This is a genomic window from Actinomadura sp. B10D3, assembly GCF_039871695.1.
In the GTDB taxonomy this organism is placed as follows: Bacteria; Actinomycetota; Actinomycetes; order Streptosporangiales; family Streptosporangiaceae; genus Spirillospora; species Spirillospora madurae.
This window is the reverse complement of record NZ_JBDPLY010000032.1, coordinates 48,291-64,980: the sequence shown is the minus strand read 5'-3', so window position 1 is coordinate 64,980 and position 16,690 is coordinate 48,291. Positions and strand designations below refer to the sequence as shown.

Below are 16,690 nucleotides of genomic sequence, written 5' to 3'. Positions count from 1 at the left end.
CCTCCTGTCGGGGCTATTGGGCTGTGAGGGTGTGGCGCCCGGCGGACGCCCCGTCCACGTAGACGTACCTTCCGTCGCTGGACACACCGTGCACGGTGGCCTTCCCCGCGGCCCAGACCGTCCGCCCGTCGAGCGTGACCCGCCGGGTTGACGCGTCGACCGGGACGGCGAGGCGGCCGCGGGTGCCGCGCGGCGCGGTGACCTTGAGCTGGAAGCCGTGCCCGGTCCTGCGCCAGGACGCGGCGATGTCGCCGTGCGGGGTCGGCACGGTCCCTTCGGCCCACTTCAGCTTCCCTGTGAACGGGACCACGGCCCAGGACGAATACCCGGGGGCGGCCGGGCGCACGCCCAGCACCCTGGAGCTGAGCGTGACGGTCGGCTGCGCGGCCCAGCCGTGCGCGAGGCTGGAGAACTGCTTGAGGTTGGGCGTGCCGTCCGGCTGCATGTGCTCCCAGAACGTGGAGCCGGGGTCCTGCTCGAGCTGGTGGCCCCAGTACTTGCGGATCAGCTCCAGGCCGGACGAGTCGCCGGTCTCCAGGCGGGCGTCGGCCTCGAACCCGCTCGGCAGGGGTGCGTAGAACGGCGGGAGGCTGGCGTTCGGCGTTGACGTGGAGACCGTCAGCGACCCGATGTCCGTCCAGTTGTTGGCGCGGAGGTAGGCGAGGGCCCGCTTCGCGCGGTCGCCGCCGGCGATGCCGGTGAGGACCGCGGTGACGTTGCCGTCCTGCGGGTAGGCGCCGGGGATCTCGCGGGACAGCCGGTACGCGCCGGTCTCGTCGTCCCAGAGCTGGTCGTTGACGGCCTTCTTCACGGCGGCGGACCGGTCGGCGTAGGTCCTGGCGGCCGAGGCGTCGCCGCGCGCCTTCGCCATGGCGGCCATCTGCTCCAGGTTGCGGGCGTAGAGGGCGTTGACGTAGGTCTCGTGGCCGCAGTCGGAGTAGCCGTAGTGGCCGCACGACCCGGAGTTCTGGAACCCGATCAGCCCCTTGCCGTCCTCGGCGCGGACGGACTCGAGCCAGGCGGTCGCCCTGGTGAGCTGCGGCCACCACCTGTCCAGATAGGCGCGGTCCCCGGTGTACCACCAGTGGTCGTACATGTTCGCCACGAACCAGGTGACGTACTCGCCGTAGGTGCGCAGCTCGTTCTGGTTGTGCTGGCCGACCAGGCTCGCGGCGGGCATGTAGCCGTCCGGGAGCTGCTGGGCGGCGAGGGACGAGAGCGAGTTGTCGACCGAGCCCATGTCGTAGGTGCTGACATAGGCGACGGGCGCCTGGACGGCGAGGTCGCCCTGCCAGACGATCCGGTCGCGCTTGCCGCCGTCGTAGATGACGGAGACGTTCGGGTCGGCGTGCGGGACGGGGGCGTCGGCATGGTCGCCCTCCCCCGGCTCGTAGGGCCACTTCTTGGCGGTGTTCGGCGCGCCCGTGTTGATCTGGACGGTGTACGCGCCCGCGTACCAGATCTTGTTCAGCAGGTCGTCGCTGGACAGGAAGTGGCCGCGGTAGCCGTCCAGGTCGCGCTGGTCGGGCGCGGCGGTGAAGTCGAGCGAGATCGCGTCGATGTCGACGGCGCCGGGGCCGTCCAGGAACAGCGTCGCGTACCGGAACCCGCCGCGCAGCTCCGTGTCGCGGACGGTGCCGGGCAGGCTCGCGCCGTCCAGCGGGAGGGCGTGGCTGTCGGTGTCGGCGGTGTAGGGCTGGCCGGGGAAGCCGTTCCAGATGTTGGCGGTGTCGCAGCCGGGCGCGATCTTGCCCTGGCCGTCGTTGGCGTCCGGGTCCAGCGCCATGTACCGCACCGACTCCGAGAAGCAGGCGCGCAGCTTCGGAGACCCCGAGGCGCCCTTCACCCGGACCTTCAGGTGCCCGGCGACCTCCTTGCCGAAGTCGACGATCAGCAGCGGGGAGCCGGCCCGGTCGCCGGCGCCGCCGAGCCGGACCGAGCCGCCGCCCTTCCTCAGGGCGGACTCCGGAGAGCCGTCGATCGTCCCCTGCCGCGGGTCGGCCTTGAACACCTTGGCGGGCTTGACGTCGCGGCTGGACGGGGCCAGGACGTAGGGGCGCCACTGGCCGGGGCGCGGGGTGTAGGAGGCGTCCTGCCAGGGGCCGCGCGGGTGCGGCGCGGCGACGGCGGGCATCGCCAGGGCGGCGGTGCTGGTGATCGTGAGCGCGGCGGCGACGGCCGCGCGGGCGAGGGAGCGGCGGGCGGTGGTGGGGGGAACCATCATCACTCCAGGTCAGCGGGAGGCGGTCAGGGTGGACGTGCCGGTCAGCCCGGGGATCTGCACGAGGCCGTCCCGGACGGTGACGCCCGGCCTCACGGCCGTGCCGCCGTGCCAGACGACCTTTCCGTCGACCCGGACCTCCGACGCGCCGTCCGCCGGGACGCCGGCGGTGGCGGTGGTGCCTCCGGGCGCGGTGACTCGGAGTGTGAACGTCCTTCCCTGCTGCTTCCACGCGGCGGTGATGTCGCCGTGCGGGGTGGGCACGCGCCCCTCGGCCCAGCGCAGCCCGCTCGCCGGGTGCGGGAGGACGCTGAACGTCCCGAACCCACCCGACGTGGGCGTGACGCCGAGGACCTGGTTGGTGAGGAACGCGGTGGGCGCGGCGGCCCATCCGTGCGAGAGGCTCGTGTAGGAGCCGAGCTGCGGCGCGCCGGCCGGGCTGACGTTCTCCCACAGCGTGCCGGGCTGGGCCTTGCCGAGCATCGGGTACCAGGTGCGGCGGAGCAGCGACATCGCGCCCGCCATGTCGTCCTGGGTGGAGTGGGCCAGCAGCGACTGGGCGGACACGAACGGGCTGATGTACTGCGGGACGGCGCCGCCCGGCTCGTCCACCGTGAGGTCTCCGTGCGGGTTGGCGAGCGCGTCGCCGAAGAACTCCAGCACCGACTCGGCGCGGTCACCGGTGGCGACGCCCGCGACGATCGCCATGGCGTTGCCGTCCTGCGGGTGGCGGCCGTCGGACGGGCTGACCTTGTACGCGCCGGCGTCCGCGTCCCAGAGGCGGTCGTTGACCGCCTTGGCGGTGCGGGCGGCGTGCTCGCGGTAGGTCGCGGCGAGTGCGGTGTCGCCCTTGGCCTCGGCGGCCTGCGCGGCCTGCCCGAGCACCTTCACGTACAGGGACGAGACGTAGGTGCCGCCCGCGTCGTTTCCGTAGCCCCAGGTGCCGCCGGCGCCCTTCATGGTGAGCAGGCCGTCGTCGCCGGCGTTCGACTCCAGCCACGCGACGTTCTTCTTCATCGCGTCGTACCACGTGTCGAAGAACGCCTGGTCGCCGGTGTAGAGGTAGTGCGTCCAGTAGTTGTGGACCCACCAGGCCGCGTACTCGCCCCAGCTCATGTTGTAGCCGTGCTTCTCGGTCAGGTACAGGCCGGGGATCTGGCCGCTGGCCGCCTGCCCCTTGGCCATGAACCCGACCGCGTTGGCGGACGGCTCCGACAGGCCGGTCGAGAGGTAGGAGACCGGGTCCGCGACGGCGTTGTCGCCGCCCCAGATCATGCGGTCGCGCTTGGCTCCGTCGCTGATGACGCTGGCGCCCTCGCCGACGATCGCGTCGTTGCGAACCGGGCCCTCCTGGCCCGGGTAGGGGCGCCCGGTCGTCGGGTCGATCGTCGCCATCTGGACGGTGTAGGCGCCCGCGTACCAGAGCCGGTTCAGGGTGTCGTCGCTGGACAGGAACGCGCCCTTGTAGCCGTCCAGGTCCGGGTTCGCGGGGTCGGCGGTGAACTTCAGCCGCAGGTCGGACAGCTTCACCTCGCCGGGGCCGTCCAGGAACACCATCAGGTAGCGGAACCCGCCCCGGATCACCGGGTCGGTCATGGCGGTGCGTCCGGCCCGCGTGTCGAGGTAGTGGGTCTCGGTGGCGAGGCCGACCGGGTCCTGGCTGTAGTCGGACGCGGTGGTGAGGTACTGCGGGCTCTCGCTGAACGCCAGGCCGAGCCTGGGGGTGCCCTTGCGGACGTCGGCGGTGACCTGGACCTGCCCGCCGACCTCCTTCCCGAAGTCGTAGACGACGTAGGGGCGGCCGTACTCGTTCGACGTGAGGGTGGTCGTCCCGTGGTGGAAGGCGCCGGACGGGTTCGCGACCGTCCCGCCGTAGGGCGCCACAGGGGCGCGGCCGCCCTTGGAGAGCGTCCAGACGGCGTGGATGCGGGCGCCCGGCCCAGGCTGGTCGGTGTTACGGAACGAGACGCGCATGTTCTCGGTGGATCCGACGATCGTCGCCGGGACGGTCACGTCGTAGTGGACGAGACCGGCCTTGTCACCGCTCCACACCCCGGCCTGCGCCGGGTCGGGCCTGCGCTCGTGCACGACCTTGCCGTTCACCAGCACCTCGTAGTGCGCGGTGGCGCTGCCCGCCTCCTCGATCCGGAGCGTCACGGGACGTCCGGGCGTCACCCGCAGGCGGTAGCCGAACCCCGCCCCGGCCTGGTCGCCCGTCTGGCGGGTCATCACACCGTCGGCCTTGGCGGTCGTGGACGCCCCGGCGTCCAGGTCGTGCCCCTCCTTCTCGGACTCCTCCGACGCGGCGGTCACGTAGTCGCCGTTCAGCCCGTACGACTCCCCCACCTTCTCCGGACGGACCGTCCGGCTGGAGGGAGCGAGGACGTAGCGATCGGCGCGGGACAGGGACGGAAGTCCCAGCGGATCTCGGGGTGCGGCGGAGGCGGCACCGGACGGGGCGGCGACCAGGGCGGCCACGCCCAGGCTCAGCGAGGTGATGACGGTCATGCGGGAACGCGCGAACTTCTCGGCCGGGGTCATCGTTGTCCCTTCGGGTTCCTTTGGTCGAGTGGGCCCATCGGGCCGGCCGGCGCCCGGGTGGGGACGGTCGGCCGCGGCGATGTGAGCGCCGCGGCCGGCCGTCCGGGCCGCCGGCCGGCCTTCCTCGGTCGGGAGCGCCCCTCCTAGCGCAGGAACGCGGCGGCGACGCCGGCGTCCACGGGGATGTGCAGTCCGGTGGTGTGGGTCAGGTCGCCGCCGGTGAGGGCGAAGACGGCGGCGGCGACGTGCTCGGGCAGCACCTCGCGCTTGAGCAGCGTCCGCTGGGCGTAGAACTCGCCGAGCCTCTCCTCCTCGACGCCGTACACGGCGGCGCGCTCGGCGCCCCAGCCGCCGGCGAAGATCCCGGAGCCGCGCACCACGCCGTCGGGGTTGACGCCGTTGACGCGGATGCCGTGCTCGCCGAGCTCGGCGGCCAGCAGCCGGACCTGGTGCGCCTGGTCGGCCTTGGTCGCGCCGTAGGCGATGTTGTTCGGCCCGGCGAACACCCCGTTCTTGGAGGAGATGTAGACGATGTCGCCGCCCATCCCCTGCTCGACCATCACGCGGGCGGCCTCCCGCGAGACCAGGAACGAGCCGCGCGCCATGACGTCGTGCTGGAGGTCCCAGTCGGCGGCGGTCGTCTCCAGCAGCGGCTTGGAGATCGACAGGCCGGCGTTGTTGACGACGAGGTCGACGCCGCCGAACGCCAGGACCGCGTCGCGGACGGCCGCGGCGATCTCCTCCTCGGAGGTCACGTCGGCGCCGGCCGCGACGGCGGCGTCCGGCGCGCGGAGCGCCGTCGCGCCGATCTCGGCGGCGACCTTCTCGGCCGCCGCGACGTCCATGTCGGCGACGACGACGCAGGCGCCCTCGGCGGCGAGGCGGCGGGCGGTGGCCGCGCCGATGCCCGACCCGCCGCCGGTGACGAGCGCGACCCGGGTGGCGAGCGGCTTCGGCTTCGGCATCCTGCGGAGCTTGGCCTCCTCCAGCTCCCAGTACTCGATGCGGAACTTCTCCGCCTCGTCGATGGGCGCGTAGGACGACAGCGCCTCGGCGCCGCGCATCACGTTGATCGCGTTGACGTAGAACTCGCCGGCGACCCGCGCGGTCTGCTTGTTCGCGCCGAAGGAGAACATGCCGACCCCGGGTACGAGGACGATGGCCGGGTCCGCGCCGCGCATCGCGGGCGACTCGGCCGTGGCGTGCCGGTCGTAGTAGGCGGCGTACTCCTCGCGGTAGGCGGCGTGCAGCTCCTTGAGGCGGGCCTTGACGTCGTCGAGCGGCGCGTCCGGCGGCAGGTCGAGGACCATCGGCCGCACCTTGGTGCGCAGGAAGTGGTCCGGGCAGGACGTGCCGAGCGCCGCGAGCCGCGGGTGCTCGGCGCGCGAGACGAAGTCGAGGACGGCCTCGCTGTCGGTGAAGTGCCCGACCTGCGGCCGGTCGGTGGACGCCAGCCCCCGGATCAGCGGGAACAGGGCGGCGGCACGGTCGCGCCGCTCGTCCTGCGGCAGCGTCGGGTGGATCACCTCGCCGAACGGGTCGGCCTTGCCGTGCTCGGCGATGTAGGCCTCCGCGGTGCGGATGATGTCGAGCGAGTTGGCCTTGCACTCCTCGCTGGTCTCGCCCCACGCCGTGATGCCGTGCCCGCCGAGGATCACCCCGATCGCCTGCGGGTTGGCCCGCTTGATCTCGGCGATGTCGAGGCCGAGCTGGAAGCCGGGCCGCCGCCACGGCACCCAGGCGACCCGGTCGCCGAAGATCCGCCGGGTCAGCTCCTCGCCGTCCGCGGCGGTCGCGATCGCGATGCCGGAGTCAGGGTGCAGGTGGTCGACGTGCACGGCCTCCACGAGGCCGTGCATGGCGGTGTCGATCGAGGGGGCACTGCCGGCGCGTCCGAAAAGGCAGTAGTCGAACGCGGCGACCATCTCGTCCTCGCGGTCGATGCCCGGGTAGACGTCCGCGAGGGCGCGCATCCGGTCCAGCCTCAGCACGGCGAGGCCCTTCTCGGTGAGGGTGCCGAGGTCGCCGCCGGAGCCCTTCACCCACATCAGCTCGACGTCGCGGGCCGTCACGGGGTCGGTGACCGTGCCCTTCGCGGACGCGTTGCCGCCCGCGTAGTTGGTGTTGCGCGGGTCCGAGCCGAGGGTGTTGGCCCGTTCCAGCAGCTGCTCCACCTCGGGTGGAGTGGCGGTCATCGGATATCTCCTCACTTGCGTGCGTGGAAGGTGTACGAGCCGGACGCGGCCTCCAGCCGGACGACGCTCCCGTTGGCGCCGGCCCCGGCTCCGAGGACGCGCACGCCCCGGGCGGAGGCGAGCGCCCGCCCGCTCTCGGTGACCCGGTCCGCGGTCGCGGCGGGCAGCTCGATCTCGGCGGTCGTCCCGACCGGGACGGTCACGCGGAGGACGAATCCGGAGCCGGACTTCGTCCACCGGACCGCGACCGGGCCGTGCGGGGTGGGCGCCGAGGCGTTCACCGAGGTCAGGTCGCCCAGCGGTTGTGGCGCGATCCTGATCCGGTCGAACCCGGGCGCGGCCGGCTCGATCCCGGCGAGGTCCTCGGTGAACCATTCGCCGATGGCGCCGCCGAGGAACACGTGGTCGCGGGACCGGGCGTCCAGGTCCCAGCGCTCCCACAGCGTCGTCGCGCCGTTGTCGACCCAGTAGCCCCAGCTCGGGTAGGTGCGCTGGGTGGCGACCTTGTAGGCCAGGTCGCCGTGGCCGCGCGCGGTCAGCTCGGTCAGCAGGTACTTGGTGCCGAGCGCGCCGGTGTTGAGGTGGTCGCCGCGCTCCTGGACGTCCCGGACGAGCCGGTCGGTGACGGCCTTCTGCGCCTCCTGCGGCGCCAGCCCGAGGGCCAGCGCGATCAGCGCGTTGGTCTGCCGGTAGCCGGGGTCGGTCGCGGTGACGTAGGCGTCGCCGCGCAGGAACGCCTTGTTGAAGGCGTCCTTCATCTTCGCCGCCGCCGCCCGGTAGCGGGCCGCGTCGGCGTCCTGACCGAGGACCTCGGCGATACCGGCGACGATCAGCGTGTTGGAGTAGGTGTAGGCGGTGCCGTGCAGCCGCATGTCCTCGGGCGTGTTGCCGCCGTACCCGGGGGCCAGGTAGTCGTTCAGCTTGCTCGGATAGAGCCCCTCGCCGTCGGCGCGGGTGAGCCAGCCGTCCAGGTAGCGGCGCATGGCGGGGTAGTTGTCCGCCAGGACGTCGCGGTCGCCGTACCGCTGGTACATCTGCCACGGGATGACGGTGAACGAGGCGTGCCACGGCGGCGACGGCCACCCGTCACCGAGGCCCCACCCGTTGTCGGGGACGATCGCGGGGACGAGCCCGTTCGAGCCCTGGCTGTCGCGGTGGTCGGTCATCCACTTGGTGAACAGCCGCCGCAGGTCGTAGCGGCCCATCTCCATCTCGGCCATGAGCTGGGCGTCGCCCGTCCACCCGTTCTTCTCGTACATCGGGGTGTCGGTCGGGATGCCGTGCCAGTTGTTGAGGACGGTCTGCCGGGTGGCGGTCTCCAGCGTGTTGAACAGCTTGTTGGAGCTGCCGAACGAGCCGACCGAGCTCAGGTCGCTGTGCACCTCGCGGCCGTCGAGGTCGGCGACCGTGGGGGGCTCGCCGGGCCAGCCGGTCACCTCGACGTACTGGAAGCCCTTGTAGGTGTAGCGGGCCTCCCAGGTCTCGGTCGTCCCGCGCCCGGCGAGGATGTACTCGTCGGTCTGGGAGCGTCCGGTGACCAGGCCGTTGCCGGACTGGACGGTGCCGTCGGCGTTGAGCCTCTCGCCGTACTTGAGGGTGATCTTCGTGCCCGCGGGGCCGCGGGTCCGGATGCGGGCCCAGCCGGCGGTGTTGTGCGGCATCTTGAACACGTGCACGCCCGGCTTGGGGCTGGTGACCGAGACGGGCCGCAGCGTGCGCGCGACCTTGATCGGCTCGTGCTCCTCGGGGACCACGGTGGTGGTCGGCGCGGACACGCCCGCCGCCTGCTTCCAGGCGGAGGCGTCGAAGCCGGGGCGGTCCCAGCCGGGCTTCTCCTCGCGGGCGTCGTAGGTCTCGCCGCCGTAGAGGGAGTCGAAACGGACCGGGCCCTCGGCGTACCGCCACGTCCCGTCGGTCGCGACGGTCTGGGTGCTGCCGTCGTCGTAGGTGACGACGAGCTGGGCCAGCAGCCGCGGCTCGGCCGTCCAGGGCGTGGAGTGCCAGTTCCAGACGTTCTGCTGGGTCATCCCGTAGAAGCCGCGGCCGAGGCGCGCCCCGATCACGTTGCCGCCGCGCCGCAGCATCCGGGTGACGTCGTGGGTGGTGTACTCGACGCGCTTGTCATAGCGGACGAAGCCGGGTTCGAGGACCTCGTCGCCGACGCGCTTGCCGTTCAGGCTCAGCTCGGCGTACCCGGCGGCAGCCGCGTACAGCCTGGCCTTGGCGATCTTCTTGCCCCGGACGGCGAAGTCGCGGCGCAGCAGCGGCTCGGGAAGGGTGGGCCGCTCGGGGTTCACCTCGCCCCACGGCGCGCCGCCCCAGGCGGTCAGGACCTTCGCCTCGGCCCAGCCCGCGTCGTCGTAGTCCGCCGCCCGCCAGTCGCCGGACGGCTCCTCGTTCGCGGAGCGCCAGTCCGCGCCGGTGTCGAACCGTCCCGGCTCCTGGCCGGGCAGTTCCAGCCTGCCGAGGAGCCCGGCCGGGCTGACCCGGCCGTTGGTGGCCTTGACGGCGATGACGTTGCGGCCCTGCCGGAGCTTGGACGTCACGTCGACGACGATCGGGCGCCGCCAGTTCTCCGCCTCCGGGGCGGGGTCGCGGGACCCGGCCTCGGCGCCGTTCACCCACGCGGTGAAGCCGTCGTCACCGGTCATGACCAGGCGGGCGCCCTGCGGCACCGAGGCGAGGTCGAACGTCCCGCGGAAGTAGCGCGACGCGGCGGGCGCCTCGGTGGCCGGCTCTCCCTCGGGGTACCAGATCCAGTTGGTGCCTTTCAGGTCCGGGGTGGACGCGGCGTCGCCGGGGGCGCCGATCCAGGAGCCGCGCCAGCCGTCCTTGGCGAGCGCGGTCTCGAACCAGGTCCGCTTGCTCCAGCCGGTCCAGTCGCCTTCGGCGTCGGCGACCTTGACCCGCCAGGTGTAGCGGGTCGCGGGCTTGAGCGCCGGGCCGCCGTAGCGGACGTCGTAGGAGCGGGCCCCGGAGACCGGGCCCGAGTCCCAGACGGTGCGGCCGCCGTCGGCGGTGGCGACCGAGATGCGGTAGGCGGTCTGCCGCTGGCCCCGCTCGTGCGAGGTCAGCAGCCAGCCGAGCCGGGGCTTGGGGTCGGCGACGGAGATCGGGGCGGTGGCGTGCTCGGTCTCCAGCCCGGCGACGCTCAGCGCCGCCTTCTCCCGGGCGTGGGCGGGGGCGGCGACGGCGAGGACGAGCCCGGCCGCGAGAGCGGCGGCGGTCCAGCGACGTGGTGAGGTTGGGGGCATCCTCGGGTGCTCCTTGTCGACCTTGTCTAGCCGAGCTTGAAGTCGATGACGCGGATCGGGGACGGGGTGGTGCCGGTGGACTTCTGCTGGTACATCACGGACAGGACGCCGTCGGAGGCGACCCGGGAGTCGTCGACGAGGACCTCGCCGAAGGCGTTGAGCGTGCGGTCGCCGCTGTAGTGGGTGCCGTCGAACAGCAGCTTCCAGTCGGTCCAGCCGCCGGCCTTGCTCGCGGCGGCGATCCGTCCGAACGGCATGATCACGTAGGCGTTGTCCGCCTTGTCGAACACGATCCGGGAGCGGCCGAACGCCTCGTTCGGCACCGGGATCTCGACCTTGCGCCATGTCCCGGCGGCGTCGCGGGTCAGGTGGAAGGTGCGCGAGTACGCCTTGCGCTGGGCGGTGAAGTCGGTGACGCACTGGGTGAACCGGCCCGGCACGTAGCTGATGATCACGTGCGGGCGGCCGGCCGCGTCCACGGCCTGGCTCTCCTGGTTCATCAGCGCGTGGTTCGGGTCGAGCGGGTCGACGACCAGGCCCGGGTCGTCGAGGGCGACCTGGTCCGCGGTGCCGGTGGTGCCGACCGTCTGGCCGGCGTCGTTGCGCCACGTGCGGCCGCGGTCGTCGGAGTACACGTAGCCGGTGTCGTGGTTGGACAGGCCGCCCGGGTGGCACAGGACGCCGAAGTTCTGCTCGCGCCAGGTGAACGCGGCGTGCAGGCGGCCGTCCGGGCCGTAGGTGATGCCGTGCACGTACATGTTCCGGGCGTTGCTGGTCTGCCCGTTGCCGGAGTAGGTGCCGGCGGCGCTGGACCACTTGCCGAGCTTGGTCCAGGCGCCCCCGCCCGCCGCGTCGTACTCGGCGATCTCGTTGGTGCCGTTGCCGGAGCCGCCCGTCCGGTAGACGAGCTGGAGCCTGCGCTCTGGCGTGACGGCGAACTGGGGATAGGTGATGCCGCCCAGGTCGGTGCCGTCGAGGGTGCGCTGGACCGGTCCGAAGCGGGACGCGTCCCAGCGGCTCGGACTCGGATCGGACGCCAGCCCCGGCTCGGACCTGGTGTAGTAGACCTGGTTGCCGTGGGTGTCCATCGCCACGTGCAGGCGGCCGTCCTGCGGCGACACGCCCATGGAGATGACGTTGTGCGAGTCGTTGGTGCTGAGCTTGTGCGGCAGCGTCACGGGCTTCCACGCGCCGTTCGGCAGGTGCCGCCGCGCGATGACCGCGCTGCGGTCGGCCGTGTACCAGCCGGCGTACTGGTAGCCCGCGTAGGTGAGGATGCCGCTCTGCTGGAACGAGCCGTTGTTGACCAGGCCGTCGTAGGACACGAAGTACAGCGCCTCCGCGTCCAGCCGCGTGTCCTTCAGCCTCTGCAGGGCCGGGCCTCCGGCCCGTTCCCCGGCGGGCGCGGCGGCGTCGGCCCGGCCGGCGCCGGTGAGCGCCGCCGCGACCAGGGCTGCGGTGGCCAGGGCCGCGGTCGCGGCGCCGCCCCGGCGGAGCGTCCCGGCCATGGTCAGGCTCCCCAACCGGCGGCCTGGCCGTCCTTGCGCTCCTCGGCCACCCGCTCGTAGTAGCCGGACGCCTTGTAGGCGGCGACCGGGTCCGGGTGCAGGCCCATCTCCTCGCGCAGCTCGGCGAGCAGCGGCCGGACGTCGGTGTTGTAGGCGTCCATGAACACCGCGTTCGCCCCGAGGACGTCGCCGGACTCCTGCGCGGCGCGCAGCGCGTCCATGTCGACCAGCAGCGCCTTGGCGGTGGCCTCCTGGACGTTCATCACCGAGCGGATCTGGCCCTGGATCTTCGGCTCGATGTTGTGACATTGGTCGAGCATGAAAGCCACGCCGGCTCCGCGCTCTTGCCGGGGGGTGTGGGGGGTCGCCACCCCACCGGTGTACGCGTCGTAGCCGCCGCCGCGCACCACCTCGTGCATGATGCGGAACAGCTGGAAGGGGTCGGCAGCGCCCACCATCAGGTCGTCGTCGGCGTAGAAGCGGGAGTTGAAGTCGAACCCGCCGAGCTTCCCCTCGCGCAGCAGGAACGCCACGATGAACTCGATGTTCGTGCCGGGCGCGTGGTGCCCGGTGTCCACCACGACCTGCGCCTTCGGGCCGAGCCTCACGCAGTGCGCGTAGGAGGCGCCCCAGTCCGGCAGGTCGGTCATGTAGAACGCGGGCTCGAACAGCTTGTACTCCAGCAGGAACCGCTGGTCGTCGCCGAGCCGCTCGTAGACGGCGGCGAGGGCCTCGGCCATCCGGTCCTGGCGGGCGCGGATGTCGTCCTGCCCCGGGTAGTTCGTGCCGTCGGAGAACCACAGCTTCAGGTCGCGGGAGCCGGTGAGGTCCATGATGTCGACCGCTTCGAGGAGGTGGTCGAGGGCCTTGCGGCGGACGGCGGGATCGGGGTTGGTGACGCTGCCGAGCATGTAGTCGTCGTCCTGGAAGACGTTGGTGTTCACCGCCCCGATCCGCACCCCCCTCTCCTCGGCGTGCGCGGCCAGCGCGGCGTAGTCGTCCACCTTGTCCCAGGGGATGTGCACGGCCACGCTGGGCGCGACGCCGGTGAAGCGGTGCACCTGCGCGGCGTCGTCGATCTTCTCCTGCGGGGTGCGCGGCACGCCCCGCTGGGCGAAGACCTTGAACCGGGTCCCCGAGTTCCCGTACGCCCACGAGGGAGTCTCGATCTGCTGGCGGCGCAGGGCGTCCTTCACCGCGCTGGTGTCTGTCACGGTTACCTCTCTCCTATAAAGCTGGGGGGGCGACCCCCCAGACCCCCCGGCAAGTGCGACTGACCGGTGCCCTCCACTCCGCTGGCGCTCCGTTCCAGTCACCGGTCAGTCCAAGTGGAAGACCTCGGTCAGCGGCCGCATGCCCTCATCGGGGCGGCCGTCGAGGTCCTCGAAGTACTGCGCCATCTCCGCCTGCCACCGGGCGTTCACCTCGGTGCGGGCCATGGCCTCCTGGGCGGCCTCGAAGTCGTCGGTCTCCAGGTAGCCGACGAGGAGGCCGTCCTCCCGCAGGAACAGCGAGTAGTTGTGCCAGCCGGTCTCGCGCAGAGCGTTCTGCATGTCGGGCCAGACCGCCTGGTGGCGCAGCTTGTACTCCTCCAGGCGGTCCTGCCTGACCTTCAGCAGGAAGCACACGCGCTTCCGGCTTCCGGGCGACGTCATCTGATCGGGATCAGAAGTGGTACTGGTCGATGTTCTTGGCGTCGAACACCGTGGGCGGGCCGAGGATGACCTCGCCGTTTGCGCCGATCGTGCGCTCGCCGAGCTTGCCGGCCTTGAACTTCTCGCCCTGCGCCCCGGTGATCTGGCCGGACGACAGCGCCGCCGCCGCGTAGGCCGCGAGGTACCCGAGGTTCTTGGGGTCCCAGAGCTCGAACGCCTCGACCGTGCCGTCCTTGACGAACTTGCGCATCTGGTCCGGGGTGCCGAGGCCGGTCAGCGCGACCTTGCCCTTGTACTTGGAGCCGGAGATGTAGCGGGCCGCGGCGGCGATGCCGACCGTGGTGGGCGAGATGATGCCCTTCAGGTTCGGGTAGGCCTGCAGCAGGCCCTGCGTCTGCTGGAACGACTTCTGGTCGTCGTCGTCACCGTAGGCGATCTTGACGAGCTTCAGGCCGGAGTACTCCGGCTTCTTCAGCTCGTCCTGCATGAACTTGATCCAGGTGTTCTGGTTGGTGGCGTTCGCGGTCGCCGACAGGATCGCGATCTCGCCCTTGCCGCCGATCTGCTCGGACAGCAGCTTGACCTCGCTGCGGCCGATCTCCTCGGAGCTGGCCTGGTTGATGAACAGGTCGCGGCAGTCGGGGTTGGTGTCGGAGTCGTAGGCGACGATCTTGATGTCCTTGGACATCGCCTGCTTGAGCGGGCCGCACACCGCGTTCTCGTCGTTGGCGGCGATGAGGATCGCGTCGTGCCGCTGCTGGATCAGCGTGTTGATGTAGGAGACCTGCGAGGACGCGGACGCGTCGGACGGGCCGACCTCCTTGGCCTCGCCGCCGAACTCCTTGGTCGCCGCGATGCCGGCGTTGTCGACGATCGTCTCGTAGGGGTTGTTGACCTGCTTGGGGAGGAAGGCCAGCTTCAGGCCCTTCTTCAGCGGCGCGTTCGGGTTCGCGGAGGCGTTCCCGCCGGCCTTGGCGTCCCCCGAGCCGGACGAGGAGTCCTTGGTGGTTCCGCCGCAGGCGGCCAGGCTGAGGGCCAGGACGCTCGCCGTGGCGACGGCGGCCAGCCGGCGCGGGGCGCGCAAACGAGTGGTCATCAGGATGCCTTTCAGAATTCCGGGTCGTGCTTCGGGGTGGGGGTGGACGCGGCGGGGGACGGTCTCGGCGGGTCTCGGCGGGTCATGGTGCGGCGGCGGGGACCGCGGGTCGCGCGCCCCGCCGCCGGCCCTGTGCCTCGCGCACCACGGCGATCAGCCGCGGCGTGAGGACGCTGATGATGAGCAGCAGCCCGGTGACGATGGACTGGACCTCGGTGGACACGTCGTTGAGCATCAGCAGGTTGCGGAGCAGGCCGATGAGCAGCACGGCCGCGATGACGCCGCCGAGGGTGCCCTTGCCGCCGTCGAAGTCGACGCCGCCGAGCAGCACCGCCGCGATGACGGTGAGCTCCAGGCCGAGGCCGTTGTCGGCGCGGGCGCTGCCGTAGCGGAGCGTGTAGACGATGCCGGCGAACCCGGCGACGAGGCCGGAGACCACGAACAGGATGAGCTTGATGCGCTTGACCCGGACGCCGGCGAAGTAGGCGGCGTCCTCCTGTGCGCCGATCGCGAACAGCGACCGCCCGATGCCGGTGGCGTGCAGGACGACGCCGGTGAGGAGGGCGAGCACGGCGAACAGCGCGATCGGGTACGGGATCGGGGTGCCCGGGATGGACTGGGTCGCGAGGTCGGTGTAGGCGACGGGGAACTCCGAGATCGCCCCGGTGCCGAGGGTCACGTACGCCAGCCCCCGGTAGAGGGTCATCGTGCCGATCGTCACGGCGAGGGACGGCAGCCCGAGCCTGGTGACGAGCAGGCCGTTGACCAGCCCGCAGACCAGGCCGACGACGAGCACGATCGGGATGATCGTCTCGATCGCCATGCCGCCGTCCCACAGCTTGCCGGTCAGGGCGCTGCACAGGCCGAGGATCGAGGCGACCGACAGGTCGACCTGCCCGCAGACCACCAGCAGCGTCATCGGCAGCGCGATCAGCGCGATCTCGCTGAGGTCGTCCAGCGCGAACGACAGGTTGTCGTTGTTGGCGAAGTCGGGCGAGAACCCGGCCCCGCTCGCGAACACCACGATCAGCAGCGCGGTGACGGCGGTCTCCCACCGCATCAGGCGGCTCATGCCCGGCCCTCCTTCGAAGCCTCGGCGGTCCCGGCCGCGCCGCCGCCGTTCACGTCCCGGTGGACGGTGGACTCCAGCGACCGCTGTCTGAGCGCGCGGGTGACGCGCAGCGCCAGGAGCCGGTCGACGCTGATGGCCAGCAGGAGCAGGACACCGGTGATGGCGTCCTGCCAGAACGAGTTGACCTTGAGCACCACCAGCACGCTGCCGATGGTGGTGAGCAGCAGCCCGCCGAGCGCCGCCCCGTACACGGTGCCGACGCCGCCGGTGATGGCGACGCCGCCGACGACCACGGCGCTGACGACCGTCAACTCCCAGCCGTGCGCGGCGTCCGCGACGACGGTGCCGAACCGGGCGAGCCACAGCACCCCGGCGAGGCCGGCCAGCGCGCCGCTGACCAGGTAGGCGGTCAGGACGCGGCGGCGGATCGGCACGCCCGCGAGCATCGCGGCCTCGGGGCTGGACCCGATCGCGTAGAACTCGCGTCCGGAGGAGTAGGAGCGCAGGTAGTAGCCGACCGCGAGCATCACGACCACGGTGATGATCGGCAGGTACGGGACGCCGAGGACGCCGTCGTTGCCGAGCTTGAGCACCGAGGACGGCAGCTCGGCGGCGCCGATCTGGTCGCCGTGCGCGATGCGGTAGTCGAGCCCCTGGATGACGTACAGCGTGCCGAGGGTGACCACCAGGGCGGGGACGCGGCAGAAGCTGACGAGCAGGCCGTTCACCAGCCCGCAGACCAGGCCGATGAGGACGCCCACCAGGACGACCAGCACGACGTTGCGGTCGCCGCCGGAGGCGAACTTGCCGGCGCTGAACGCGACGAGCCCGACGACGGACCCGACCGACAGGTCGATGTTGCGGGTGACGACGACCATGCTCTGCCCGACGGCGAGCAGCACCAGGATCGAGGCGTTGAGGAAGATGTCCTTGACGCCCTGCCCCGACAGGAACCGCGGGTTGGCGAGGGTCGTGCCGACGACGAGCAGGACGAGCGCGCCGAGGATGCTCAGCTCGCGGGCGCGCAGCACCAGGTCGACGAGGCGGCGGCCGCCGCCCGGCGGCCCGCCCGAGCCCGGCTTGGCCGGGGACTGTGCGAGGACGGTCATCAGGCCCTGCCTTTCTGGGGGGCGACCCCCAGACCCCCG

10 protein-coding genes are annotated in these 16,690 nt (G+C 71.9%); all 10 read right to left on the bottom strand.

All coding sequences use genetic code 11. The features are described 5' to 3' along the window. Positions 1-13: 13 nt before the first annotated feature. The 10 genes from ABGB11_RS34840 to ABGB11_RS34795 all read right to left on the bottom strand — a co-directional run bounded on the left by ABGB11_RS34840 (position 14) and on the right by ABGB11_RS34795 (position 16,651). Entirely contained in the window at positions 14-2,224 is a 2,211-nt protein-coding gene (locus ABGB11_RS34840; protein WP_347639740.1) for an alpha-L-rhamnosidase C-terminal domain-containing protein, read from the bottom strand. A 9-nt stretch (positions 2,225-2,233) separates the two neighbouring features. After that, on the bottom strand, positions 2,234-4,762 hold the full coding sequence (locus tag ABGB11_RS34835; protein ID WP_347639739.1) for an alpha-L-rhamnosidase C-terminal domain-containing protein: 2,529 nt from the start codon (positions 4,760-4,762) through the stop codon (positions 2,234-2,236). Positions 4,763-4,905: 143 nt separating this feature from the next. Next, entirely contained in the window at positions 4,906-6,957 is a 2,052-nt protein-coding gene (locus ABGB11_RS34830; protein ID WP_347639738.1) for a bifunctional aldolase/short-chain dehydrogenase, read from the bottom strand. Positions 6,958-6,968: 11 nt separating this feature from the next. Then, the gene (locus tag ABGB11_RS34825; protein ID WP_347639737.1) at positions 6,969-10,211 is read right to left on the bottom strand and encodes a family 78 glycoside hydrolase catalytic domain; all 3,243 of its coding nucleotides are present in this window, start codon (positions 10,209-10,211) and stop codon (positions 6,969-6,971) included. Between the two features lie 26 nt (positions 10,212-10,237). Next, positions 10,238-11,719 (bottom strand): BNR repeat-containing protein, encoded by a 1,482-nt coding sequence (locus tag ABGB11_RS34820; protein ID WP_347639736.1) that lies wholly within the window; start codon positions 11,717-11,719, stop codon positions 10,238-10,240. Positions 11,720-11,721: 2 nt separating this feature from the next. Next, entirely contained in the window at positions 11,722-12,933 is a 1,212-nt protein-coding gene (gene rhaI, locus ABGB11_RS34815) for an L-rhamnose isomerase (protein WP_347639735.1), read from the bottom strand. Positions 12,934-13,038: 105 nt separating this feature from the next. Beyond that, positions 13,039-13,374: an L-rhamnose mutarotase gene (locus ABGB11_RS34810; RefSeq protein ID WP_347639734.1), complete on the bottom strand. Its 336-nt coding sequence runs from the start codon at positions 13,372-13,374 to the stop codon at positions 13,039-13,041. Between the two features lie 10 nt (positions 13,375-13,384). Further along, positions 13,385-14,470, bottom strand: coding sequence for a rhamnose ABC transporter substrate-binding protein (rhaS, locus tag ABGB11_RS34805; RefSeq protein WP_347639733.1), 1,086 nt, complete (start codon positions 14,468-14,470; stop codon positions 13,385-13,387). A gap of 82 nt (positions 14,471-14,552) precedes the next feature. Next, positions 14,553-15,542, bottom strand: coding sequence for an ABC transporter permease (locus tag ABGB11_RS34800; RefSeq protein WP_347639732.1), 990 nt, complete (start codon positions 15,540-15,542; stop codon positions 14,553-14,555). Next, on the bottom strand, positions 15,539-16,651 hold the full coding sequence (locus tag ABGB11_RS34795; protein ID WP_347639731.1) for an ABC transporter permease: 1,113 nt from the start codon (positions 16,649-16,651) through the stop codon (positions 15,539-15,541). The genes ABGB11_RS34800 and ABGB11_RS34795 overlap by 4 nt, the downstream gene beginning before the upstream one ends. Positions 16,652-16,690 lie beyond the last annotated feature (39 nt).